The sequence below is a fragment of the Bacillus timonensis genome (genome assembly GCF_004799755.1).
GTDB classification, from domain to species: domain Bacteria; phylum Bacillota; class Bacilli; order Bacillales; family Bacillaceae_L; genus Ferdinandcohnia; species Ferdinandcohnia timonensis_A.
Genome location: NZ_SLUB01000020.1, coordinates 34,337 through 58,684 on the forward strand (window position 1 = coordinate 34,337; position 24,348 = coordinate 58,684).

25 protein-coding genes and 1 other annotated feature are annotated in these 24,348 nt (G+C 39.6%); all 25 genes read right to left on the reverse strand.

The window, feature by feature from the left end:
• Positions 1 to 10 precede the first annotated feature (10 nt).
• On the reverse strand, positions 11 to 298 hold the full coding sequence (rplW, locus tag E1I69_RS12350) for a 50S ribosomal protein L23 (protein ID WP_136379912.1): 288 nt from the start codon (positions 296 to 298) through the stop codon (positions 11 to 13).
• On the reverse strand, positions 298 to 921 hold the full coding sequence (rplD, locus tag E1I69_RS12355; protein ID WP_136379913.1) for a 50S ribosomal protein L4: 624 nt from the start codon (positions 919 to 921) through the stop codon (positions 298 to 300). The genes rplW and rplD overlap by 1 nt, the downstream gene beginning before the upstream one ends.
• Positions 922 to 945: 24 nt before the next feature.
• Complete coding sequence (rplC, locus tag E1I69_RS12360; RefSeq protein WP_136379914.1) at positions 946 to 1,575, reverse strand: 50S ribosomal protein L3; 630 nt, start codon at positions 1,573 to 1,575, stop codon at positions 946 to 948.
• A gap of 44 nt (positions 1,576 to 1,619) precedes the next feature.
• Positions 1,620 to 1,928 carry a 30S ribosomal protein S10 gene (rpsJ, locus tag E1I69_RS12365; RefSeq protein WP_003348621.1) on the reverse strand — a complete coding sequence of 103 codons (309 nt, stop codon included), beginning with the start codon at positions 1,926 to 1,928 and terminating at the stop codon, positions 1,620 to 1,622.
• A 371-nt stretch (positions 1,929 to 2,299) separates the two neighbouring features.
• A complete protein-coding gene (gene tuf, locus E1I69_RS12370) occupies positions 2,300 to 3,490 on the reverse strand; it encodes an elongation factor Tu (protein ID WP_136379915.1) in 1,191 nt (396 codons plus the stop codon).
• Between the two features lie 120 nt (positions 3,491 to 3,610).
• Positions 3,611 to 5,689 (reverse strand): elongation factor G, encoded by a 2,079-nt coding sequence (fusA, locus tag E1I69_RS12375; RefSeq protein WP_136379916.1) that lies wholly within the window; start codon positions 5,687 to 5,689, stop codon positions 3,611 to 3,613.
• An 82-nt stretch (positions 5,690 to 5,771) separates the two neighbouring features.
• Positions 5,772 to 6,242: a 30S ribosomal protein S7 gene (gene rpsG, locus E1I69_RS12380; RefSeq protein ID WP_010285031.1), complete on the reverse strand. Its 471-nt coding sequence runs from the start codon at positions 6,240 to 6,242 to the stop codon at positions 5,772 to 5,774.
• Between the two features lie 38 nt (positions 6,243 to 6,280).
• Positions 6,281 to 6,703: a 30S ribosomal protein S12 gene (rpsL, locus tag E1I69_RS12385; RefSeq protein WP_136379917.1), complete on the reverse strand. Its 423-nt coding sequence runs from the start codon at positions 6,701 to 6,703 to the stop codon at positions 6,281 to 6,283.
• Positions 6,704 to 6,806: 103 nt separating this feature from the next.
• The gene (locus tag E1I69_RS12390) at positions 6,807 to 7,055 is read right to left on the reverse strand and encodes a 50S ribosomal protein L7ae-like protein (protein ID WP_136379918.1); all 249 of its coding nucleotides are present in this window, start codon (positions 7,053 to 7,055) and stop codon (positions 6,807 to 6,809) included.
• 141 nt (positions 7,056 to 7,196) lie between these two features.
• Complete coding sequence (gene rpoC / locus E1I69_RS12395; protein WP_136379919.1) at positions 7,197 to 10,790, reverse strand: DNA-directed RNA polymerase subunit beta'; 3,594 nt, start codon at positions 10,788 to 10,790, stop codon at positions 7,197 to 7,199.
• Positions 10,791 to 10,848: 58 nt separating this feature from the next.
• Positions 10,849 to 14,418 (reverse strand): DNA-directed RNA polymerase subunit beta, encoded by a 3,570-nt coding sequence (gene rpoB / locus E1I69_RS12400; protein WP_136379920.1) that lies wholly within the window; start codon positions 14,416 to 14,418, stop codon positions 10,849 to 10,851.
• 445 nt (positions 14,419 to 14,863) lie between these two features.
• A complete protein-coding gene (locus E1I69_RS12405) occupies positions 14,864 to 15,469 on the reverse strand; it encodes a class I SAM-dependent methyltransferase (protein WP_136379921.1) in 606 nt (201 codons plus the stop codon).
• 117 nt (positions 15,470 to 15,586) lie between these two features.
• The gene (gene rplL / locus E1I69_RS12410) at positions 15,587 to 15,949 is read right to left on the reverse strand and encodes a 50S ribosomal protein L7/L12 (protein ID WP_136379922.1); all 363 of its coding nucleotides are present in this window, start codon (positions 15,947 to 15,949) and stop codon (positions 15,587 to 15,589) included.
• Between the two features lie 64 nt (positions 15,950 to 16,013).
• Complete coding sequence (gene rplJ / locus E1I69_RS12415) at positions 16,014 to 16,514, reverse strand: 50S ribosomal protein L10 (RefSeq protein ID WP_136379923.1); 501 nt, start codon at positions 16,512 to 16,514, stop codon at positions 16,014 to 16,016.
• Positions 16,515 to 16,590: 76 nt separating this feature from the next.
• Positions 16,591 to 16,717 (reverse strand) — a sequence feature (ribosomal protein L10 leader region).
• Between the two features lie 62 nt (positions 16,718 to 16,779).
• The gene (gene rplA / locus E1I69_RS12420) at positions 16,780 to 17,469 is read right to left on the reverse strand and encodes a 50S ribosomal protein L1 (RefSeq protein ID WP_136379924.1); all 690 of its coding nucleotides are present in this window, start codon (positions 17,467 to 17,469) and stop codon (positions 16,780 to 16,782) included.
• A 158-nt stretch (positions 17,470 to 17,627) separates the two neighbouring features.
• A complete protein-coding gene (gene rplK / locus E1I69_RS12425; RefSeq protein WP_010285014.1) occupies positions 17,628 to 18,053 on the reverse strand; it encodes a 50S ribosomal protein L11 in 426 nt (141 codons plus the stop codon).
• A 296-nt stretch (positions 18,054 to 18,349) separates the two neighbouring features.
• Positions 18,350 to 18,883, reverse strand: a complete 534-nt coding sequence (gene nusG / locus E1I69_RS12430) for a transcription termination/antitermination protein NusG (protein WP_136379925.1) — start codon at positions 18,881 to 18,883, stop codon at positions 18,350 to 18,352.
• Between the two features lie 247 nt (positions 18,884 to 19,130).
• Positions 19,131 to 19,313 (reverse strand): preprotein translocase subunit SecE, encoded by a 183-nt coding sequence (secE, locus tag E1I69_RS12435; protein ID WP_116354154.1) that lies wholly within the window; start codon positions 19,311 to 19,313, stop codon positions 19,131 to 19,133.
• A gap of 37 nt (positions 19,314 to 19,350) precedes the next feature.
• Positions 19,351 to 19,497: a 50S ribosomal protein L33 gene (gene rpmG / locus E1I69_RS12440; protein WP_010284985.1), complete on the reverse strand. Its 147-nt coding sequence runs from the start codon at positions 19,495 to 19,497 to the stop codon at positions 19,351 to 19,353.
• Positions 19,498 to 19,630: 133 nt separating this feature from the next.
• A complete protein-coding gene (sigH, locus tag E1I69_RS12445; protein WP_058000110.1) occupies positions 19,631 to 20,284 on the reverse strand; it encodes an RNA polymerase sporulation sigma factor SigH in 654 nt (217 codons plus the stop codon).
• A gap of 118 nt (positions 20,285 to 20,402) precedes the next feature.
• Positions 20,403 to 20,912 (reverse strand): NYN domain-containing protein, encoded by a 510-nt coding sequence (locus E1I69_RS12450; protein WP_136379926.1) that lies wholly within the window; start codon positions 20,910 to 20,912, stop codon positions 20,403 to 20,405.
• A 3-nt stretch (positions 20,913 to 20,915) separates the two neighbouring features.
• Positions 20,916 to 21,659, reverse strand: coding sequence for a 23S rRNA (guanosine(2251)-2'-O)-methyltransferase RlmB (gene rlmB / locus E1I69_RS12455; protein ID WP_136379927.1), 744 nt, complete (start codon positions 21,657 to 21,659; stop codon positions 20,916 to 20,918).
• Positions 21,660 to 21,676: 17 nt separating this feature from the next.
• A complete protein-coding gene (locus E1I69_RS12460) occupies positions 21,677 to 22,081 on the reverse strand; it encodes a Mini-ribonuclease 3 (RefSeq protein ID WP_165439161.1) in 405 nt (134 codons plus the stop codon).
• Positions 22,082 to 22,088: 7 nt separating this feature from the next.
• Positions 22,089 to 23,486 carry a cysteine--tRNA ligase gene (gene cysS, locus E1I69_RS12465; protein WP_136379929.1) on the reverse strand — a complete coding sequence of 466 codons (1,398 nt, stop codon included), beginning with the start codon at positions 23,484 to 23,486 and terminating at the stop codon, positions 22,089 to 22,091.
• Complete coding sequence (gene cysE / locus E1I69_RS12470) at positions 23,467 to 24,123, reverse strand: serine O-acetyltransferase (protein ID WP_431731881.1); 657 nt, start codon at positions 24,121 to 24,123, stop codon at positions 23,467 to 23,469. The genes cysS and cysE overlap by 20 nt, the downstream gene beginning before the upstream one ends.
• Between the last annotated feature and the right edge of the window lie 225 nt (positions 24,124 to 24,348).

Genomic DNA, 24,348 nt, shown 5'->3' on the forward strand with positions numbered 1-24,348 from the left:
CTCTATAAAATTATACTTCAAAGAATTCGATTTCTTTGCTGTCTTCTGTTAATTTAACGATAGCTTTTCTGCGACGATTTGTATATCCACTGTAACGTCCTACACGCTTGAACTTACCTTTGTAGTTCATGATGTTAACTTTTTCAACTTTAACGCCGAAAATTTGCTCAATCGCATCCTTAACTTCGGTTTTGTTTGATTTAACATCAACATCAAATGTGTATTTTTTTTCAGCCATTAGGTCTGATGAACGTTCAGTAATAACAGGGCTCTTAATAATATCACGAGGATCTTTCATTATGCGAGCACCTCCTCTACTTTTTCCACCGCAGCTTTAGTAATCACAAGCTTATCATGGTTAAGAACATCAAGAACACTTACTCCATTTGCAGCAACAACTGTTACTCCAGGAATATTACGAGCTGAAAGTTCTACTGCTTCATTAACATCTGCAGTTACGATTAACGCTTTGCGTTCTACGTTTAATCCTTTCAGTACCGCAACCATGTCTTTAGTTTTAGGAGCTTCTAATACTAGATTGTCTAATACTAGAATGTTTTCCTCTAATACCTTAGTAGATAATGCTGATTTGATTGCTAAACGGCGTACTTTTTTAGGTAATTTGTAACTGTAGCTTCTTGGAGTTGGACCAAATACTGTTCCACCACCACGCCATTGAGGTGAGCGAATTGAACCTTGACGAGCACGACCAGTACCCTTTTGACGCCATGGTTTACGTCCTCCGCCTGCTACTTCAGAACGAATCTTTGTTTTGTGAGTCCCTTGACGCAGGGAAGCTCTTTGCATGATTACTGCATCGAATAAAACTTGTTGATTTGGTTCAACACCGAATACAGAATCGTTTAATTCGATTTCTCCAACAGCTGAACCAGTTTGGTTATACAATGATACTTTAGGCATTCAAATATCCTCCTTTCCTAGTAATTATTTTGCTTTAACAGCTCTCTTAACTGTAACAACAGATTTTCTCGCACCAGGTACATTACCTTTTACTAGAAGAAGATTACGTTCTGTATCTACTTTCACGATCTCTAAGTTTTGTACTGTGATACGGTCTCCACCCATACGACCAGGTAGAAGTTTGTTTTTGAATACACGGTTTGGAGCTACAGGTCCCATTGAACCAGGACGACGGTGATAGCGAGAACCGTGAGACATTGGTCCGCGAGATTGTCCGTGGCGCTTAATCGCACCTTGGAATCCTTTACCTTTTGAAATTCCTGTTACATCTACGATATCTCCTTCAGCGAAGATATCAACTTTGACTTCCTGACCAACTTCAAACTCATCTAAGTTAACTCCGCGTAATTCGCGAACGAAGCGCTTAGGTGCAGTGTTTGCTTTTGTTGCATGACCCTTTTCAGGTTTGTTTGAGAGTTTTTCTCTTTTGTCATCGAAACCGATTTGAACAGCTTCATATCCGTCAGTTTCAACTGATTTCTTTTGAAGAACTACGTTCGGAGCAGCTTCGATTACAGTTACAGGAACAAGTTCACCGTTACCTACGAATACTTGAGTCATACCAATTTTTCTTCCTAAGATTCCTTTGGTCATTAGTCACACCTCCTATAATATTTACGATTTATTTCATTTTAAAATTAAAGTTTGATTTCAATGTCAACACCAGATGGTAAATCTAAACGCATTAATGAATCAACAGTTTGTGGTGTTGGGTTAATGATGTCGATTAAGCGCTTGTGTGTACGCATTTCAAATTGTTCACGAGAATCTTTGTACTTGTGAACAGCACGAAGAATCGTATAAACAGACTTCTCAGTTGGAAGTGGGATTGGACCAGAAACTGCCGCCCCAGAACGTTTTGCTGTCTCTACGATTTTTTCTGCAGATTGATCAAGAATTCTATGATCATAAGCTTTTAAACGAATACGAATTTTTTGTTTTGCCATTATTTTCCCTCCTTTTTCGCCTACTTTTAAAATAGACCTTCTCCGTGGAAATTTCCTTACACTCGCCATGGCAAAGCGGCCGGGTGTATCAGCAACCTTCCACATCATCGCAGTCAAAGACCAACATTGTCTATTATATAAAAAACTAATACGAAATGCAACATAAATCTTTATTTTATGCATGTCTTTCGCACTTTTTCAATTATACACACCATGGAAGGACTTTTCAACTATAGCTCCATATTATTTAAGCGTAAGATTTTGGAAACAAGTTTATCTGAAACTTTCCGATGTTTCCCTTCTATATATATAGAAGAATTAGTACAAAAAAACAGGCGGATCATCCGCCTGTTTTTGAAGACCTATTGTTATTACTCAGTGATTGTAGCAACAACGCCAGCGCCTACAGTACGTCCACCTTCACGAATTGAGAACTTAGTTCCATCTTCGATTGCAACTGGAGCGATTAGTTCAACAGTCATTTCGATGTTGTCACCAGGCATAACCATTTCAACACCTTCAGGAAGTTGAATGATTCCAGTTACGTCAGTTGTACGGAAGTAGAACTGTGGGCGGTAGTTTGAGAAGAATGGAGTGTGACGTCCACCTTCTTCTTTTGATAAAACGTAAACTTCAGCTTTGAACTTTGTGTGTGGCTTGATTGTACCTGGCTTTGCAAGTACTTGTCCACGTTGAATTTCTTCACGAGAAACTCCACGAAGTAGTGCACCAATGTTGTCACCAGCTTCAGCATAGTCAAGAAGCTTACGGAACATTTCAACACCTGTTACAGTAGTTGATTTTGGCTCTTCAATTAAACCGATGATTTCAACTACATCACCAACTTTAACTTGTCCACGCTCAACACGTCCTGTAGCAACAGTACCACGACCAGTGATTGAGAATACATCCTCAACTGGCATCATGAATGGCTTTTCAGTGTCACGCTCTGGAGTTGGAACGTATTCGTCAACAGCAGCCATTAATTCAATGATTTTTTCTTCCCACTCAGCTTCTCCTTCAAGAGCTTTAAGAGCAGAACCTTTGATTACTGGTACATCGTCACCAGGGAAGTCGTATTCAGAAAGAAGGTCACGTACTTCCATTTCTACTAATTCTAATAATTCTTCGTCGTCTACCATGTCACATTTGTTCATGAATACAACAAGGTAAGGAACACCTACTTGACGAGAAAGAAGGATGTGCTCACGAGTTTGTGGCATTGGGCCGTCAGCAGCAGATACTACTAAGATCCCGCCGTCCATTTGAGCAGCACCAGTGATCATGTTCTTAACGTAGTCAGCGTGTCCTGGGCAGTCAACGTGTGCATAGTGACGGTTGTCAGTTTCGTACTCAACGTGTGAAGTTGAGATAGTAATTCCACGTTCACGCTCTTCTGGCGCACCATCAATTTGGTCATAACCCATTGCTGCACCTTTTCCGCTTCTTTTAGCAAGAACAGTAGTGATAGCAGCTGTTAAAGTAGTTTTACCATGGTCAACGTGTCCAATTGTACCAATATTAGCATGTGGTTTCGAACGGTCAAATTTCTCTTTTCCCATTTGAAAAGCCTCCTTAAGTATTTGTTATTTTAATAGTAAGTATGATATCCCGAAAGCGGAGTTGCCTCCACTTTCAAGGCCTACATAAGTAGTTATACTTGATGTACAGGTGAAAATCAATTATTCACCTTTATTTTTTTTGATAATTTCTTCAGAAATTGATTTTGGTACTTCTTCGTAGTGATCAAAGTGCATTGTAAATACTCCACGTCCTTGTGTGTTAGAACGTAAAGAAGTAGCATAACCAAACATTTCAGATAGTGGAACCATAGCACGTACTACCTGTGCGTTACCACGAGCTTCCATACCCTCAACGCGTCCACGACGAGAAGTAATACCACCCATAATGTCGCCTAAGTATTCTTCAGGCATAACAACTTCAACCCTCATTACAGGCTCAAGGATAACTGGTTGACATTTTGAAGCAGCGTTTTTAAGTGCCATCGAAGCAGCAATCTTAAACGCCATTTCACTAGAGTCAACATCATGGTAAGAACCATCGAAAAGTCTAGCTTTAATGTCTACTAATGGATAACCTGCTAGAACCCCTCTTTCAAGAGCGTCTTCTAGACCAGCCTGGACAGCAGGGATGTATTCACGAGGCACTACGCCACCAACAATCCCATTTTCAAATTCGAAGCCTTTTCCTTCTTCGTTTGGTGAGAATTCGATCCAAACGTGTCCGTATTGTCCGCGTCCACCTGATTGACGAGCGAATTTACCTTCAACCTGTGCAGATTGACGGAAAGTTTCACGGTACGCAACTTGTGGAGCACCAACATTTGCTTCTACTTTGAATTCACGCTTCATACGATCCACTAGGACGTCTAAGTGTAACTCACCCATACCAGCAATGATCGTTTGACCTGTTTCTTGATCAGTATGCGCTCTGAATGTTGGATCTTCCTCTTGAAGCTTTTGTAAAGCTGTAGACATTTTGTCTTGGTCAGCTTTCGATTTAGGCTCAACAGAAAGTTGAATAACTGGCTCTGGGAATGTCATGGATTCAAGAATTACATTATCCTTTTCATCACATAACGTATCACCAGTTGTAGTATCTTTCAATCCTACAGCTGCAGCGATGTCACCAGCAAATACAGATGAAATTTCCTGGCGGTGGTTCGCGTGCATTTGAAGGATACGTCCAATACGCTCACGCTTTCCTTTAGTTGAGTTTTTCACGTATGATCCAGAGTTTAATGTACCAGAATACACACGGAAGAATGTTAACTTACCAACAAAAGGATCGGTCATTACTTTGAACGCAAGTGCTGAGAATGGCTCACTGTCGTCTGAATGACGTTCAATTTCTTCACCTGTATCAGCATCATGACCTTGAATAGATGCTACATCAGTTGGTGCTGGAAGGTAGTCGATAACAGCATCAAGTACTTTTTGAACACCTTTATTCTTAAATGCAGTTCCACACAATACTGGGTAGAATTCTACCTTTAGTGTCGCTACACGAATAGCTGAACGTAATTCCTCGTTAGAGATTTCTTCTCCACCAAGGTATCTTTCCATCAAGTCTTCATCTAATTCCGCTACTGCTTCTACAAGCTTTTCGCGGTATTCGTTTGCTTGGTCTTGATATTCTTCTGGAATCTCTCCTACTTCGATATCAGTACCTAAGTCATTACCATAGAAAGTTGCATTCATTTCAACAAGGTCAATGATACCTGTGAATTGATCTTCTGCACCAATCGGTAGTTGGATAGGGTGTGCATTCGCTTGTAGACGCTCACGAAGTGTGCCAACAGAATATAAGAAGTCAGCACCGATCTTGTCCATTTTGTTTACGAATACAATACGTGGAACTCCATAAGTTGTAGCCTGTCTCCAAACTGTTTCAGTTTGTGGCTCAACTCCTGACTGAGCATCAAGAACGGTTACTGCACCATCAAGTACACGAAGTGAACGTTCAACCTCAACTGTGAAGTCTACGTGCCCTGGTGTGTCAATGATGTTAACGCGGTGTTCCTTCCATGATGCTGTTGTAGCAGCAGATGTAATGGTGATTCCACGTTCTTGTTCTTGCTCCATCCAGTCCATTTGAGACGCACCTTCATGAGTTTCACCAAGTTTGTGAATTTTACCTGTGTAATAAAGGATACGCTCAGTGGTTGTTGTCTTACCAGCATCGATGTGAGCCATGATACCGATATTACGAGTCTTTTCTAAGGAGAACTCTCTTGCCATTTGGGTCTTTCTCCTTCCTATGTGTAAGTATAATTTTTATTGTAGTAATGGCTCTGTTAATCTACTTAACAGAGCTCTTATTTTACCAACGGTAGTGAGCAAATGCTTTGTTCGCTTCCGCCATTTTGTGTGTATCTTCACGTTTCTTAACTGATGCACCAGAGTTATTAGCTGCATCAAGGATTTCGTTAGCTAAACGCTCTTCCATCGTTTTTTCACCACGAAGACGAGCATAGTTTACTAACCAACGTAAACCTAAAGTAGTACGACGGTCTGGGCGAACTTCAACAGGAACTTGATAGTTTGCACCACCTACACGACGTGCTCTTACTTCTAGTACAGGCATGATGTTTTTTAGTGCTTGTTCAAACACTTCCATTGCATCCTTACCTGAACGTTGTTGAACTAAATCAAACGCGTTATATAGAATCGCTTGTGATTTACCTCTTTTTCCATCAACCATCATTTTGTTGATTAAACGAGTTACAAGCTTTGAATTATAAATCGGATCTGGTAATACATCTCTTTTAGCAACAGGTCCTTTACGAGGCATTGATATTTCCTCCTTTCAGTCTTAAATATGTTAGTCTATTATTTCTTTGCTGCTTTTGGTTTCTTGGTACCGTATTTAGAACGGCTTTGCGCACGGTTATTAACACCAGCAGTATCAAGCGCACCACGAACGATGTGATAACGTACCCCTGGTAAGTCCTTAACACGTCCACCACGAATTAGTACAACACTGTGCTCTTGTAAGTTGTGACCAATCCCTGGGATATAAGCAGTAACCTCAATTCCGTTAGTTAAACGTACACGCGCATACTTACGTAATGCAGAGTTCGGTTTCTTCGGAGTCATTGTACCAACACGAGTACAAACACCACGCTTTTGAGGTGAAGTAGTGTTAGTTTGTGACTTTTTGAAGCTGTTATAACCTTTATTTAATGCTGGAGAGTCGGACTTTTGAACTTTAGTTTCACGACCCTTACGAATTAATTGGTTAATTGTAGGCATTATTTTTTCCTCCCTTCTTGATTCGTCAAGACCACATATCCAGGTGGTTCATTTTTTTACAAAAAACAAAGTCTTTGTAGATGTATCTCCACAAAAACAGTTTTTAATTAATAATCGCCACAGTAGAAGCTCCTACTTCGATTCCACAAGCTTTCCCAAGCTTCTTCATCGAATCTACCTTTGTTATTGGAATTTGTTGTTCCTCAGCTAATTGTAATACTTTATTGATTACACGCCGATCTGCATCTTCTGCCACAACAATTTCCGATACCATATCGGTTTGTAATGCTTTTACTGTTTGCTTTGTACCAATGATAATCTTCTTTGCCTGTGATACTTTTTCATAAGACATATAATATATCCTCCAAAGTAACAGGTTTAAGGAGCACCTTAGATATATTAACACCCTAAGAGAAGGATGTCAACTGCAAGTAAACAAAAATTATTTTGCTCACAGTGGACATCCAATATCTTAGATATGCTCTTCTAACCTTTATTCAACACCAACTGGGTCTTCTTGCTCTACAACTACAGGTTCTGCTCGTCGGTAACGAGTCATACCTGTACCTGCAGGAACAAGTTTACCAATAATTACATTCTCTTTTAATCCTAGTAACTCATCGCGTTTACCTTTAATTGCAGCATCAGTTAAAACACGTGTTGTCTCTTGGAATGAAGCAGCGGATAGGAACGAATCAGTTTCTAGTGATGCTTTTGTAATACCAAGAAGCACTGGTCTACCTGTAGCAGGTGCTTTACCTTCCAGTAGAACCTTCGTGTTTGCATCAGTGAACTGATGTATATCAAGTAGTGAACCTGGTAATACATCTGTGTCACCCGCATCAATGACTCTAACCTTACGAAGCATTTGTCTTACCATTACTTCGACGTGTTTATCACCGATTTCAACACCCTGCATACGATAAACTTTTTGAACTTCTTTTAAGAGGTATTCTTGGACAGCAGACGTACTTGTTACCTTTAGTAATTCTTTCGGATCAACTGAACCTTCCGTTAGTACCTGACCACTTTCAACTTGCTCTCCTTCAGCGACTTTCAAACGAGCACTATAAGGCGCAGTGTAAGAACGTGATTCTACTTCTCCTTGAATTACAATCTCTTGCTGTCTATCTTTTACTTCATTAATGGACGTTACAACACCGGCAATTTCTGTAATCACAGCTTGACCTTTTGGATTTCTCGCCTCAAATAGTTCTTGAATACGAGGTAAACCTTGAGTAATATCGTCTCCAGCAACCCCACCAGTGTGGAACGTACGCATTGTAAGCTGTGTACCTGGTTCACCGATTGATTGAGCAGCGATAATACCAACTGCTTCACCAACCTCAACTTCTGATCCTGTTGCTAGATTTCGTCCATAACATTTTTTACATACGCCATGGCGTGTATTACATGTAAATGCAGAACGAATGGTAACTTCCTCAACACCAGCATCAACAATTGCTTTAGCGATATCTTCTGTAATTAATTCGTTTTCTGCTACTAATACTTCATTCGTTTCAGGATGAACCACTTTCTTTCTTGCGTAACGGCCGTTTAAACGTTCATCAAGAGGTTCGATGATTTCTGTTCCCTCTTTTAACGCGCCCACAAGCAAGCCACGATCTGTACCACAGTCATCCTCACGTACAATTACGTCCTGAGCAACGTCAACTAAACGTCTTGTTAAGTAACCAGAGTCAGCTGTCTTCAAGGCTGTATCCGCAAGTCCTTTACGCGCACCGTGAGTAGAAATGAAGTATTCTAACACTGTTAAACCTTCACGGAAGCTAGATTTAATCGGAAGTTCAATGATACGTCCAGCCGGGTTGGCCATTAGTCCACGCATACCAGCTAACTGTGTAAAGTTGGATGCATTACCACGGGCACCAGAGTCACTCATCATGAAGATTGGGTTGCGCTTATCAAGTGAAGCCATTAGCTTACCTTGAATTGTATCTTTTGCAGCACTCCAAATCGAAATAACACGATCATAACGCTCATCTTCCGTGATTAAACCGCGTCTAAATTGTTTTAGAACATTATCAACCTTCGCCTGTGCCTGCGCTAAGATTTCTTCTTTTTCAGCTAAAACAACAATGTCAGCCACACCAACGGTAATACCTGCTTTTGTTGAGTGCTTAAATCCAAGATCCTTCATGCGATCAAGCATTTTTGAGGTTTCAGTAATTTTAAACCGCTTGAAGACTTCAGCAATAATATTACCGAGAATCTTCTTCTTGAATGGTTCAATTTGCTCCTGACTTTGGATAAGTTCTTTAACATTTGCACCTTTAGGTATGAAATACTTTTCAGGTGTTTTCACTTCTAGGTTTGTTTTTGTAGGCTCATTAATATATGGGAACGATTTAGGAAGAATCTCGTTAAAAATTAATTTACCTACTGTTGTCATAAGCAACATATTATTTTGTTCTTCAGTAAATGTTTCGTTATTTAGTGAACCAGCATGTACCGCAACCCTTGTATGGTAGTGCACATAACCATTTTGATACGCAAGAATAGCTTCGTTTGTATCCTTAAAGACCATTCCTTCTCCAACTGCTCCTGGACGTTCCATCGTTAGGTAATAGTTACCCAATACCATGTCCTGTGATGGCGTAACAACTGGTTTTCCATCTTTCGGGTTAAGGATATTTTGAGCTGCCAGCATTAATAATCTCGCTTCAGCCTGTGCTTCAGCAGAAAGTGGTACGTGAACCGCCATTTGGTCACCGTCAAAGTCTGCGTTGTAAGCAGTACATACGAGTGGGTGAAGACGAATTGCACGCCCTTCGACTAATGTTGGTTCGAATGCCTGAATCCCTAAACGGTGTAATGTAGGTGCACGGTTTAAGAGAACCGGATGCTCCTTAATAACAGATTCGAGGACATCCCAAACCTCTGGCTGCACACGTTCGATTTTACGCTTTGCACTCTTTATATTATGAGCAAGCCCTTTTTCAACAAGCTCCTTCATTACAAACGGTTTGAATAATTCCAATGCCATTTCCTTCGGTAATCCACATTGGTACATCTTAAGATTCGGTCCTACAACGATAACGGAACGACCAGAGTAGTCAACACGTTTACCTAATAAGTTTTGACGGAAACGACCTTGTTTACCTTTTAACATATGTGAAAGTGATTTTAATGGACGATTACCAGGACCCGTAACCGGTCTTCCTCGACGTCCATTATCAATCAACGCATCAACCGCTTCTTGAAGCATACGTTTTTCGTTCTGAACGATAATGCTTGGAGCACCTAGATCTAAAAGGCGTTTTAAGCGATTGTTACGGTTAATCACACGACGATATAAATCATTTAAATCGGATGTTGCAAAACGACCGCCATCCAGCTGAACCATTGGTCGTAGTTCAGGGGGAATAACTGGTAGTACATCAAGGATCATCCATGAAGGCTCATTTCCGGAGTTGCGGAATGCCTCTAGTACCTCAAGTCGCTTAATTGCACGAGTTCTTCTTTGTCCTTGGGAAGTTTTTAATTCTTCTTTCAGGCCATCAACTTCTTTTTCTAGATCAATATCTAGAAGAAGCTTTTTAATCGCTTCAGCACCCATCGCAGCATGGAATGTGTTTCCGTATTTTTCACGGTACGCGCGATATTCCTTTTCAGAAAGCAATTGCTTTTTATCTAAAGGAGTATCTCCTGTTTCTGTTACTACATAGGATGCAAAATAGATAACTTCTTCAAGAGCCCGAGGGGACATGTCTAAGACAAGTCCCATTCGGCTTGGAATTCCTTTAAAGTACCAAATATGTGATACAGGTGCAGCAAGTTCAATATGTCCCATACGTTCACGACGAACTTTTGCACGAGTTACTTCAACGCCGCATCGGTCACAAACGACACCTTTGTAGCGAACACGCTTGTATTTACCACAGTGACATTCCCAGTCCTTTTGAGGACCAAAGATTCGTTCACAGAATAAACCATCTTTTTCTGGCTTTAATGTACGATAGTTAATTGTTTCAGGCTTCTTCACTTCACCGAAAGACCACGAACGGATTTTGTCGGGTGAAGCGAGACCAATGCTCATGTATTCAAAATTATTAACATCTAGCAAGGGGCCTACCTCCCTTTCGATCTACAGGATTACCCTAATTGACCTTTGCTTGTTAACTCTATTCCTTAACAACTGCGTTCTTTTCTAGTTCTGAATCAATTTTTTGGTCAGAATCAAGAGATATTCCCTCTGATTGACTCGCTTCTTCATCTTCTTCTAAATCACGCATTTCTATCTCTTCTTCATCACCGGAAAGGATCTTCACATCTAAACCAAGTGATTGAAGTTCTTTGATTAATACTTTAAATGATTCAGGGACACCAGGTTCTGGTACATTTTCACCCTTAACAATCGCTTCGTAAGTCTTCACACGACCAACAACATCGTCTGATTTGACTGTTAGAATTTCTTGTAGTGTATATGCAGCACCATAAGCTTCAAGCGCCCAAACTTCCATTTCACCGAAACGTTGTCCTCCGAATTGTGCTTTACCTCCAAGAGGCTGTTGCGTAACAAGAGAATAAGGTCCAGTTGAACGAGCATGGAGTTTGTCGTCAACCATGTGTGCTAATTTAATCATATACATCACACCAACAGATACACGATTGTCAAACGGTTCTCCCGTTCTTCCATCATATAATACCGTTTTCGCATCACGAGACATTCCAGCTTCTTCTAGAGTATCCCAAACATCATTTTCAGTCGCACCATCAAATACTGGGGTAGCAACATGAATGCCAAGTTGTCTAGCAGCCATACCTAAGTGTAACTCTAGTACCTGACCGATGTTCATACGTGAAGGAACCCCTAATGGGTTTAACATGATATCAATCGGCGTTCCATCTGGAAGGAATGGCATATCCTCTTCAGGAAGAATTCTTGAAATTACCCCTTTGTTTCCGTGACGACCAGCCATTTTATCGCCTTCGTGAATTTTACGTTTTTGAACAATGTAAACACGAACAAGCTGGTTAACTCCTGGTGGTAATTCATCCCCGTCTTCACGGTTGAATACTTTTACATCAAGGACAATCCCTTCTCCACCATGTGGTACACGAAGAGAAGTATCACGAACCTCACGTGCTTTTTCACCGAAAATCGCATGTAAAAGTCGTTCTTCAGCTGTAAGTTCAGTAACCCCTTTAGGTGTAACCTTACCTACAAGTAAATCGCCATCTTTTACTTCTGCACCAATTCGGATGATTCCACGCTCATCAAGATTACGTAACGCATCTTCCCCAACGTTCGGAATATCACGTGTGATTTCTTCAGGTCCCAATTTTGTATCACGGGATTCTGATTCATATTCTTCAATATGGATAGAAGTATACACATCATCTTTTACAAGTCTTTCACTCATAATGATGGCATCTTCATAGTTATAACCATCCCAAGTCATGAAACCAACTAGAACGTTGCGCCCTAGAGCTAGTTCACCCTTTTCCATCGAAGGACCGTCTGCAAGGATTTCTCCTTTAACAACTTCGTCACCTTCTGTAACAATTGGACGTTGGTTATAACATGTACCTTGGTTAGAACGAATAAATTTAAGAAGACGGTATTTATCAAGGTCACCTTTTACCTTCTGACCATCCACTTCTGCATAACGACGTACCCAAATTTGTTTTGCTTCAACACGTTCAACAATTCCAGGGTGTTTACAAATAACGGCCGCACCCGAGTCCTTACCAGATACATATTCCATACCAGTACCAACAAGCGGAGCTTCTGGTTGCATTAATGGAACTGCTTGACGTTGCATGTTCGCACCCATTAGAGCACGGTTGGAGTCATCATTTTCTAAGAACGGTATACAAGCTGTCGCTGCAGATACAACTTGTTTCGGTGATACGTCCATGTAGTCAATTCGGTCACGGTGAACAACTGTGTTTTCACCCTTGAAACGAGCAACTACATCTTCATCTAAAAATTCACCATCATCACTTAAACGAGAATTCGCCTGAGCAGTAACATAATTATCCTCTTCGTCTGCTGTTAAGTAATCGATTCGGTCTGTTACTTTACCAGTCTCAGGATCCACTCTTCGATATGGAGTTTCGATAAATCCAAATCGATTCACTTTTGCATAGGATGATAATGAGTTGATTAGTCCGATATTTGGACCTTCTGGAGTTTCAATCGGACACATACGACCATAGTGTGAATAGTGAACGTCACGCACTTCAAATCCTGCACGTTCACGCGTTAGTCCACCAGGTCCTAATGCTGATAGTCTTCGTTTATGCGTTAATTCTGCTAATGGATTCGTTTGATCCATGAACTGCGATAGCTGTGAGCTACCAAAGAATTCTTTAATAGACGCAATCACTGGACGAATATTGATAAGTTGCTGTGGAGTAATGGTGTTCGTATCTTGAATTGACATTCTCTCACGAACAACACGTTCCATTCTGGATAAACCGATTCGGAATTGGTTTTGCAATAACTCACCAACAGAACGTAAACGTCGGTTACCTAAATGGTCAATATCATCTGTATCTCCAACTTGATGTAACAGGTTAAAGAAATAACTGATAGAAGAAAGAATATCCGCTTGTGTAATATTCTTAACGCCTTCTTCAATATAGGCATTACCTATCACGTTAATGACTTGTTCGCCATCCGGATCATTTGGCGCGTAAATTTTAATAGATTGAAGGGTAATTTCTTCATCAATCACGCCGCCTGATGGTTGAAGTGATTTAAAGCCAATACCATTCTCTAAGTACGGAATAATACGATCTAGCGTTCTGCGATCAAGAAGAGTATCCTTTTCTACGATGATTTCACCTGTCTCAGGATCAACAAGTGTTTCCGCTAAACGTTGGTTAAACAAACGATTCTTAATATGAAGTTTTTTATTTATCTTGTAACGACCTACACTTGCTAAGTCGTAACGCTTCGGATCAAAAAAGCGTGATTCTAATAAACTTTTTGCGTTTTCTACTGTCGGTGGTTCTCCTGGACGCAGACGCTCATATATTTCTAGTAATGCCTTTTCTGTGCTTTCTGTGTTGTCCTTCTCAAGTGTGTTACGTAAATATTCATTCTCACCGAATAAATCGATGATTTCTTGATCAGAGCCAAACCCAAGCGCGCGCAAAAGAACTGTTACCGGTAGTTTTCGAGTACGATCAATACGAACGTAAACAACATCCTTCGCATCTGTTTCGTATTCTAACCATGCACCGCGGTTTGGTATTACCGTTGCAGTAAAGCCTCGTTTTCCATTCTTATCAACTTTACCACTGAAATAAACACTTGGCGAACGAACCAATTGAGAAACAATTACACGTTCTGCACCATTGATAACGAATGTACCCGTTTCTGTCATGAGTGGGAAGTCACCCATAAATACATCTTGATCTTTTACTTCACCAGTTTCTTTGTTGATCAAACGCACCTTGACTCTAAGTGGCGCTGAATACGTAACATCTCTTTCCTTTGATTCTTCTACGGAATACTTTGGCTCACCTAAACTGTAATCAATGAACTCTAGAGATAGGTTACCTGTAAAATCTTCAATTGGGGAAATATCCTGGAACATCTCCCTAAGACCCTCATCAAGAAACCACTGATAAGAAGAGGTTTGAATCTCAATAAGATTTGGTAATTCTAAAACTTCACTAATACGAGCATAACTTCTTCGTTGGCGGTGTCGTCCATACTGAACTAGTTGACCTATCAACCCATTCACCCCTCATATCAAGCGTTATTAATCTTGCTAAATTATAAATACTTACTAATTATTAAAGTCTATCTTTGAACTAAAAATAATTAATAAGAATGTTAACCACAAATCAAAATGATAGGACACAAAATGCAGCCTATCAATTTCTAAATCACTTCGACTTTTCATGCCTACATGCATCATTTTTGTTTATGTACAATGTTTTTAACTTCTTATAAAACACCCTTTTTATAGACAAAAAGAAAAAGGGTTTCTACTAAGAAAACCACACTTTCAAAAACAAACTATTGATTTTATTAGTTTTTCCATACATACTATATTTATACATATATTTAATTTTTTAGTTATACATGGAAAAATTACATATCGGCATTATATAATGCTACCACACGAGTTTTGAGCAGTCAACATGTTTTTGTTTTTGTCAAGCAAATTTTTTAAGCTAACTAGCGCGTACTGCTTTAATGATATGGTAGCCTTTTTTTCTTTCCACGATCTCTACCTCATCAAAAACGGACTCAAGCTTCTCAATCGCAGAAGGAGCACCTTGTTTCTTTTGGATGACAACCCAGAGTTCTCCTCCAGGGACTAGATACCGATAACTCTCTTCCAAAATGTGGTGAACCACTTTTTTTCCTGCACGAATTGGCGGGTTGGAAATGATCGCAGCAAAACCTCGTTTTTCTACATCTGCAAACAAATCACTTTGGTGAATGTCCACGTTGGAAATTTTATTCGCTTCTGCGTTCTTTTTCGCAAGCTCGATCGCACGCTCATTCACATCAATCATTTCAACTGAACGTTCATTATGTACTTTTGCTAGCGCAAGACCAATCGGTCCATACCCACAACCAACATCTAAAAACGGACCATCAACTTCAGGAGCACGGAATTCCTCTATTAATAGCCTAGACCCAAAGTCAACCTCACTTTTTGAAAAAACACCGCTATCGCTTGTAAAAGAAAACGTATGTCCTCTTAAAACAAAGTCCTGAGTTTTTCGATTGCTTGATACCGTGGGTTTGCTAGTATAATAATGTTCGGTCATTTATGTATCTCCCAACATAAGAGTATATGTACAGTATACCCATCTCATTCCAAAAACAATATTAGTTTAAAAAAAGCTCGCTTTCATAGCGAGCTTTTTTCTTACGTTCATTAGTTATTACTTAACTTCTACGCCAGCTCCAACTTCTTCAAGTTTAGCTTTAACTTCTTCAGCTTCCTCTTTAGAAACGCCTTCTTTGATTGCCTTTGGAGTGTTGTCAACAAGTTCTTTAGCTTCTTTTAAGCCAAGTCCAGTGATTTCACGTACAACTTTGATAACTTTGATTTTTTGTGCACCAGCGTCTGCTAATACAACATCAAATTCAGTTTGCTCAGCAGCAGCTTCTGCACCGCCACCAGCAGCTACAGCTACAGGAGCAGCAGCAGTTACACCAAATTCTTCTTCAATTGCTTTTACTAGGTCATTTAGTTCTAAAACAGTCATATTTTTAACTGCTTCAATGATTTGTTCTTTAGTCATTAGAAAATCCTCCTTAATTAATTATCCTATTTGTAATTCGAATTGCGTGTTTGTATTACTACAATTAAGCACCTTGCTCTTCTTTTTGATCCGCAACTGCTTTAGTAGCAAGTGCAAGATTGCGAATTGGAGCTTGAAGTACGCTAAGCAACATAGAAAGTAAACCTTCGCGTGATGGTAGATCAGCAAGAGCTTTAACTTCTTCAAGAGTTGCAATGTTTCCTTCGATTACACCCGCTTTAATTTCTAATGCTTCATGCTTTTTCGCAAAATCATTAAGAATTTTAGCAGGAGCAACTACATCTTCATTACTGAAGGCAATTGCGTTTGGTCCTGTTAATGCATCATTTAATCCAGCAAGTTCAGCTTGTTCCGCAGCACGACGAGTTAAAGTGTTTTTGTACACTTTGAATTCAATGCCTGCGTCACGAAGTTGTTTACGTAGCTCTGTTACTTCTGCAACAGATAGACCACGATAATCTACAACTACAGTTGATTTACTTGCACGTAATTTGTCTGCAATTTCAGTCACGATTTGTTTCTTTTGTTCTACTGCATGACTCATTCTTCTACACCTCCTGTGAGTAATTTCGCAACACTTGAAACCGTTCGGTGTTAGAGTGCGTTCGAATCGAACACGTATACAGATTAAAAAACCTCTATGTCATAGACATAGAGGTAGTATTGATCAAGTTTATATACTACACCTCGGTAGGAAATTAAGCTTTTAAAAGCCCCTACTGTCTACGGTACAAATGCTATTCATTTATTAACAACAAAATTTATTATATGAAATGCTTTCGTAAAAGTCAATATCCACTTATTTCTAATTAGAATGAAGAAGCGTCAACTTTCACGCCAGGCCCCATAGTAGTTGATACAGCAATATTTCTCATGTATGTTCCTTTTGCTGCAGATGGTTTAACCTTAAGCATAGTTTCATAAATTGTAGTGAAGTTCTCAATTAGTTTTTGGTCATCGAATGAAACCTTACCAATTGGAACATGAATGTTCGAAGACTTATCAATGCGGTATTCAACTTTACCAGCTTTGATTTCATTTACTGCTTTTGTTACGTCAAAAGTAACAGTTCCTGTTTTAGGGTTCGGCATTAAACCTTTAGGTCCTAATACACGTCCAAGTTTACCAACTTCACCCATCATGTCAGGAGTAGCTACGATTACATCAAAATCAAACCAACCTTGAGTGATTTTAGTGATGTACTCGCTATCGCCAACATAATCAGCTCCAGCAGCTTCTGCTTCTTTTGCTTTTTCACCTTTAGCGAAAACTAAAACACGTTGAGTTTTACCAGTGCCGTTTGGTAGAACAACTGCACCACGAATTTGTTGGTCAGCTTTCTTAGGGTCCACTCCTAAACGGAATGCAACTTCAACTGTTGCATCAAATTTAGCTGTATTTGTTTTCTTTACTAATTCAATTGCTTCTGCAACTGAGTAAGTTTTTGCACGGTCTACTAATTTAGCAGCTTCAACGTACTTTTTACCTCTTTTTGCCATTATAACTTCCTCCTCGATTGTGGTTTTAACGGAATAACCTCCCACGCCCGCAATCAGCATCAAGTATCTTCATGCTGATGCTAGACAGAACAAAGGTTGCGAACGAAAGAAATGAGATGTTCCATCCGCAACCCCTTTGAACATGCAACAAATAGGAATTAGTCTTCGATAACAATTCCCATGCTACGAGCAGTACCTTCAACCATACGCATTGCAGATTCAACGTTCGCCGCATTTAAATCAGGCATTTTTGTTTCTGCAATCTCGCGTACTTTATCACGCTTAACTGTTGCAACTTTATTACGGTTAGGTTCACCTGAACCAGACTCAATACCAGCCGCTTTCTTTAAAAGAACCGCAGCAGGAGGAGTTTTTGTAATAAATGTAAATGAACGATCTTCATAAACTGTGATTACAACAGGAATAATTAAACCAGCTTGTTCTGCTGTACGTGCATTGAACTCCTTACAGAATCCCATGATGTTAACACCTGCTTGACCTAATGCTGGTCCAACTGGTGGTGCTGGGTTTGCTTTCCCCGCTGGAATTTGTAATTTAACCTCTTTAATTACTTTTTTAGCCACGAGACACACCTCCTTAAAGTCCGTGATGTGGTAATAGGGGTTTACCCTCCCACTCATCTATTCTTTACCTATCAATAAAGAACTTTATCATAGCCAGTCTCTATATTTAGAGACATACTGACCTATGCAATATTACCACTTTTCATTTGCAATATCAAGTTTTTCTTAAACTTTTTTGTCTAGCCTCAGCGCCTAGCCCCTCGAGGTCATAAGCCAAATCACTCCAGAAATCAGGATTTCCTGCGTGATTCGTCTTATGCTTGTCGGGGCTGTTCAAGGCGCTTCGGCATTTCGTTCTAGATTTTTTCAATTTGTGTAAAGTCTAACTCAACTGGTGTTTCGCGACCAAACATATTAACAAGAACTTTTACCTTTTGCTTGTCTACATCCAGATCTTCAATTGCACCAGTGAAATTTGTAAATGGACCTTCTTTGACACGAACTGTTTCTTTTAATTCGAAATCAACTTCCATTGGTCTTTCATCCATCCCCATTCTCTTAAGGATGAACGTTACTTCTTCTGGCAAAAGTGGTGTTGGTTTTGAACCGGAACCAGCTGAACCAACAAACCCTGTAACACCAGGTGTATTACGTACGACATACCATGAATCATCGGTCATAATTAATTCGACTAATACATAACCTGGAAATACTTTCTTTTTAATAATTTTCTTTTTACCGTTCTTAATATCTGTCTCTTCGTCTTCTGGTACAATAACACGAAAAATTTTATCTTGCATGCCCATTGACTCAACACGTTTTTCCAAATTTGCTTTTACTTTATTTTCGTACCCTGAATACGTATGAACAACATACCAATTCTTTTCCATAAGTTAGGACTACTTGTCCTTCCCTCCCTTTGTGCAATCAAGTTCCTTATTCCTATTTTGTAGACTCGGCCAATGAAATATGTTAGGAAGCTAGTTTTCCTCATTCATGTTTCAAATAGTTGAATAACCTAGGCTTAAACATAGTTTTGACAATTAATTTTTTTGCAATTAAAAAAACCCGTACCCGGGCTTTTTCGTAAAAGATTCTTTATTCTCTATCCATCATTATACCATGAGTATACAGTGTTTATTCAAGTACTAAACGAATTAATTCGGAAATTCCTAGGTCAATCACAGCAAAAAACACAGATACAAAGATTACAGTTGTTAATGTAACAATTGTATAGCGTGTAAGTTCCTTTCTTTTTGGCCAGCTTGTTTTCTTCATTTCTCGAACTACTTCACGAAAAAACTTGGTTATGCGCTTCATCCATGTAACCTCCAACTTTATCAACACTGTCTGCGATCTATTTCGTTTCACGATGATTCGTGTGAGAATTGCAAGTCTTACAAAACTTCTTCATTTCAAGTCGTTCAGCTGAAGTGCTATTCTTCATAGTGGAGTAATTTCTACTCCCACATTCCACACAGGCTAAAATTACTTTTTTTCGCATTTTATCACCTACCATGTAAAATGCTACTTGCATCCTATTTTATGAAAAAAGTCTCAATTTCCTTAAAAATGTAACATAGCCTTGATTTGTATGTCAATACTAGCCCCTACCTGTAAATAATGGTTGAAACGGATTATAACTTAATTTCTTGAATTTCTAAATACCGTTCTAACTTACGCTTTACACGCTGGAGTGCATTATCGATTGACTTTACATGCCGGTTTAAATCCTCTGATATCTCCTGATAGGATCTTCCGTCCAAATATAAGGACAATACCTTCCGTTCCAAATCACTTAAAAGCTCTGCCATTTTTAATTCAATGTCATCAAACTTTTCCCTGTTGATGATTAATTCCTCAGGATCGAGAATCTTTGCTCCTGATATGACATCCATTAATGTACGGTCAGATTCTTCATCATATATCGGCTTGTCCAACGAAACATAAGAGTTTAGAGGAATATGCTTTTGTCTAGTTGCTGTTTTAATCGCAGTGATAATTTGACGTGTAATACATAGCTCCGCAAACGCTTTAAACGAAGAAAGCTTGTCCTCCTTAAAGTCACGTATCGCTTTATATAACCCGATCATACCTTCCTGAACAATATCCTCACGATCCGCCCCAATTAAAAAATAGGATCTGGCTTTTGCACGTACAAAATTTTTATACTTATTGATTAAATAGTCCAAAGCCTCACTTTCTCCAGCATGGACCAATTCCACGACTTCCTCATCCTCTAGTCGGTCATAATATAACCTGTTGCCATAATCATCGAAGCTTGAACTCACACCGATCCCTCCGACCTACCTTAGAAGTTGTTTCCTACCAAAATTCGTAAAACATAATGTTCATAAAATTCTTTATCTAGAAATATTATACAGGAGTGCTTTTCCAAGCGTCAACCGCTCATCGCTGTCCACGACGCCATTTTTCAAAAATTTCTGCCACTTCGTCGGAAAGTGGAATTTTTGAAACACTTTTTTCTTGATAGGTTTTCTTTACATCCTTTTTAATTCCGGATTCCACGACTTCCATTTCGGTTAATAATTCCCTTGCTGATTTCCGTAAGGCCCCTTGTCCGAAAATTTGCCATTGCTCTGTATAATCCGAGGTGGCTACGTGGATTTGCGTTTTGATATTGTTTAATTGTTGAGCAAGCTTTTCGATTCGTTCATCGGCCGTTTCATTTTCACGAGTAAAAATGACTTCTACTTTTCGGCTTTTCATTTTGGTTTCAATTCCCGGTACGAGGTGTGCATCAAAAACGACAATCACCTTATATCCTGTATACGCCTGATATTCAGCCATCTTTTCAATTAATAAATCACGCGCCGCAGAAAAATCCTTGGTTTTAAGAACACGTAATTCTGGCCATGCACCAATAATGTTGTAGCCATCTACCAGCAGGATATCCATGTTTTATTCTCCTAACGGATTCCGCTTACGATATACCTCATACATTAATAGACTTGCTGCAACTGAAGCATTTAAAGAGGTTACTTTCCCTTGCATCGGTAGTCTTAACAGAAAATCGCATTTTTCCTTTACAAGGCGTCCCATGCCTTTACCTTCACTGCCAATAACCAAGCCAATTGACATTTTACCATCGATATTTCGATAATCCTCTTTTCCTTTCGCATCTGTTCCAACAATCCATACACCACGGTCCTTTAACTCATCAATCGTTCTCGCTAAATTTGTTACACGCGCAACTGGTATATATTCAATTGCTCCCGTTGAAGCCTTCGCTACGGTTGCGGTTAATCCAACTGCTCTTCTCTTCGGGATTATTACCCCATGTGCTCCAACTGCATCTGCCGTACGAAGAATGGAACCAAGATTATGTGGATCTTCTAATTCATCCAACAGAATGATAAATGGTGCTTCATTTCGTTTCTCTGCTAAAGCGAGAATATCATCCACCTCAGCATACTCATACGCAGCTACCTGCGCGACAACTCCTTGGTGATTCCCTTCAACCATTTGGTCAATCTTCTTTTTCGGAACAAATTGAACCATGACATTTCCTTCCTTTGCAAGAGAAGTAATCAGGTTCATTTGACCTCTATTCGAGCCTTCTGCTATCCAAATTTTATTGATATCCCGCTCTGACTTTAACGCTTCAATAACGGGGTTCTTCCCAATAATATAATCACTCGCCACTTCTTTTTCCTCCTTTCTTAAGATTCAATGATTCGAAACGCCTCTTCAATAATAGAATGGATTCTCTCTTCGTCATTTTGTAAAAAATGATAACCTAGTAAAGCTTCAAATGCAGTACTGTATCGGTATGTCTGGACATCTGTATTTTTGGGGACGGTTCCACTCTTCGCATTGCGGCCCCTTCTAATGACTCCCTGTTCCTCTTCGGAAAAAAACTCTTCCTCCAGCATCTTGTGAATGACAGCGGATTGAGCCTTGGCAGAAACATAATGCTTTGCCTGATTATGAAGTTGATTAGGTCTCACACTCCCTTTTTGCAAAAGGTAATGCCGTACATACATTTCATATACAGCATCACCCATATAAGCAAGAGCAAGACTATTTAATTGATGGCTATCAATTTGATTGTCTGATAAAAACATTTTCATGCTATCCTCTTTTCCATCTTGTCCCTTGAGGAGTGTCTTCAAGAATAATATTCATAGCTTTTAGTTGATCACGGATTTGATCGGATAGAGCAAAATCACGGTCTTTACGCGCTTGATTTCTCTTTGCAATAAGTTCTTCGATTTCCTCATCAAGTAATTGCTCATCCACGACTTTAAGTCCCAGCGTATTGAATAACACCTCAAACTCTTGTAAAAAGGCTTCAATCACTTTTTCCGACGTATTTTTTTCCTGTAAATAATAGTTCGCCTGTTTCGAAAGGTCGAATAAAACAGAAATGGCATTTGCTGTATTAAAATCATCATCCATTGCTACGATAAACTCGTTTCGAAAGCCTTTGATTTTTTCTAACCAGGCGTCATCATTCGTTGTTAAATTTGTACTACTTTCCTGACGATGCTTTAGATTGGTATAAGAAGTACGTAATCGTTCTAATGCGTTTTTCGTACTTTCCAGTAATTCAAGGTTGTAGTTGATTGGATGACGATAATGAACAGACAGCATGAAAAAGCGCAATACCTGTGGATCAATGTCTTTGATAATATCGTGAACTAATACAAAGTTCCCTAGGGATTTTGACATTTTTTCATTATCAATATTAATATAGCCGTTATGCATCCAATAGTTGGCGAAAGTCTTTTCATTTACTGCTTCTGATTGTGCAATTTCGTTTTCATGATGTGGAAATGCTAAGTCTTGACCACCTGCGTGAATATCAATGGTCTCACCTAAGTATTTTCTTGCCATCGCTGAGCATTCAATATGCCAGCCAGGGCGTCCATTGCCCCATGGACTTTCCCAGTATATTTCACCAGGCTTGGCACTTTTCCATAGTACAAAATCAAGGGCATCCTGCTTCTTATCTCCAACTTCAATTCTTGCACCCACACGGAGTTCATCAATGGATTGATGTGAAAGCTTACCATATTCCTTAAATTCCCTTGTGCGGTAGTACACGTCACCTTCTGATTCATAGGCAAACCCTTTCTCAATCAAGGCTTGGATGAAATCAATGATAATATCCATGTTTTCGGTGACCCTTGGGTGAACATCTGCCTTTTTGCATCCTAATGCAGACACGTCATCATAATAGGCATTGATAAAACGATCGGCAATGGTTGGCACTTCTTCCCCTAACTCATTTGCTGCTTTGATTAATTTATCGTCAACATCTGTGAAGTTAGATACATAATGAACGTCATAGCCTCTAAATTCAAAATAGCGTCGGACTGTATCAAATACGATAGCTGGTCGTGCATTTCCGATATGGATGTAGTTGTAAACGGTTGGACCGCACACATACATTTTTACCTTATTTTCTTCAAGGGGTTTAAACTCTTCTTTCTTTCGTGTCAGTGTATTATATATGTGAATGGGCATTATCCGTTGCTCCTTCCTTTTTCTGTATTTCCTCTTTTAAGCTTTTTATTTCATTTTCTAGCTCTCTGATTTTATCTGAAACAGGATCTGGTAAATCTCGATGATTTAAGTCCTTCGTATTTCTAATTTTGACGCCGTCTTGAATCACTACTCGACCTGGAATTCCAACAACTGTCGAATTCGGAGGAACATCTTGCAAAACAACCGAACCCGCTCCTACCTTTGAATTTTCTCCAATTGTAATGGATCCTAATACTTTTGCTCCTGATGCGATAAGGGCATTGTCCTTCACTGTAGGATGTCGCTTTCCTTTTTCTTTTCCTGTACCGCCAAGTGTTACCCCCTGGAATACAGTCACATTATCTCCGATTTCACACGTCTCACCAATGACTACGCCCATGCCATGGTCGATAAAAAAACGACGACCAATTTTAGCTCCAGGGTGAATTTCAATTCCTGTAAAAAAGCGACTTATTTGTGATACCGTTCTAGCCAAGAAAAACATCTTGCGTTTAAAAAGAAAGTGCGCTACACGATGTGCCCAAATGGCATGCAATCCAGAATATGTTAAGATGACCTCAAAATGAGATCTTGCTGCCGGATCCTGTTCAAATACTACCTCGATATCCTCTTTCATAGTTCTAAACACAATCAACCCTCCTTATTAGAAAAGCGGTAGCGCCTTGGAAGTGGAACATCGACTAACTACTGCTACGTCCTGTGGCAAACGTCGATGCCAGCACATCCTGTTCGAGTCCGACAAGTACAAGACAAGCCCTGACTGAAGGCGCGTTTGCCTTCAGAAGCGATTGGCTTGTGATCTCGAGGGGCTGGGCGCCGGAGCTAGACATGACCTTTTTCC

What these genes read in the sequence shown, in the direction of transcription:
- rpmG (WP_010284985.1), bottom strand. Translation starts at nt 19,497, where the DNA reads ATGCGAAAAAAAGTAATTTTAGCCTGTGTGGAATGTGGGAGTAGAAAT.
- secE (WP_116354154.1), bottom strand. Translation starts at nt 19,313, where the DNA reads ATGAAGCGCATAACCAAGTTTTTTCGTGAAGTAGTTCGAGAAATGAAG.
- rpsG (WP_010285031.1), bottom strand. Translation starts at nt 6,242, where the DNA reads ATGCCTCGTAAAGGACCTGTTGCTAAAAGAGATGTATTACCAGATCCG.
- E1I69_RS12405 (WP_136379921.1), bottom strand. Translation starts at nt 15,469, where the DNA reads ATGACCGAACATTATTATACTAGCAAACCCACGGTATCAAGCAATCGA.
- rplL (WP_136379922.1), bottom strand. Translation starts at nt 15,949, where the DNA reads ATGACTAAAGAACAAATCATTGAAGCAGTTAAAAATATGACTGTTTTA.
- rplA (WP_136379924.1), bottom strand. Translation starts at nt 17,469, where the DNA reads ATGGCAAAAAGAGGTAAAAAGTACGTTGAAGCTGCTAAATTAGTAGAC.
- cysS (WP_136379929.1), bottom strand. Translation starts at nt 23,486, where the DNA reads ATGCCCATTCACATATATAATACACTGACACGAAAGAAAGAAGAGTTT.
- rpsJ (WP_003348621.1), bottom strand. Translation starts at nt 1,928, where the DNA reads ATGGCAAAACAAAAAATTCGTATTCGTTTAAAAGCTTATGATCATAGA.
- tuf (WP_136379915.1), bottom strand. Translation starts at nt 3,490, where the DNA reads ATGGGAAAAGAGAAATTTGACCGTTCGAAACCACATGCTAATATTGGT.
- E1I69_RS12450 (WP_136379926.1), bottom strand. Translation starts at nt 20,912, where the DNA reads ATGGATATCCTGCTGGTAGATGGCTACAACATTATTGGTGCATGGCCA.
- rplC (WP_136379914.1), bottom strand. Translation starts at nt 1,575, where the DNA reads ATGACCAAAGGAATCTTAGGAAGAAAAATTGGTATGACTCAAGTATTC.
- rplD (WP_136379913.1), bottom strand. Translation starts at nt 921, where the DNA reads ATGCCTAAAGTATCATTGTATAACCAAACTGGTTCAGCTGTTGGAGAA.
- rplW (WP_136379912.1), bottom strand. Translation starts at nt 298, where the DNA reads ATGAAAGATCCTCGTGATATTATTAAGAGCCCTGTTATTACTGAACGT.
- rpsL (WP_136379917.1), bottom strand. Translation starts at nt 6,703, where the DNA reads ATGCCTACAATTAACCAATTAATTCGTAAGGGTCGTGAAACTAAAGTT.
- nusG (WP_136379925.1), bottom strand. Translation starts at nt 18,883, where the DNA reads ATGGAAAAGAATTGGTATGTTGTTCATACGTATTCAGGGTACGAAAAT.
- rplJ (WP_136379923.1), bottom strand. Translation starts at nt 16,514, where the DNA reads ATGAGTCATGCAGTAGAACAAAAGAAACAAATCGTGACTGAAATTGCA.
- E1I69_RS12390 (WP_136379918.1), bottom strand. Translation starts at nt 7,055, where the DNA reads ATGTCTTATGAAAAAGTATCACAGGCAAAGAAGATTATCATTGGTACA.
- fusA (WP_136379916.1), bottom strand. Translation starts at nt 5,689, where the DNA reads ATGGCAAGAGAGTTCTCCTTAGAAAAGACTCGTAATATCGGTATCATG.
- E1I69_RS12460 (WP_165439161.1), bottom strand. Translation starts at nt 22,081, where the DNA reads ATGTTTTTATCAGACAATCAAATTGATAGCCATCAATTAAATAGTCTT.
- cysE (WP_431731881.1), bottom strand. Translation starts at nt 24,123, where the DNA reads ATGAAAGAGGATATCGAGGTAGTATTTGAACAGGATCCGGCAGCAAGA.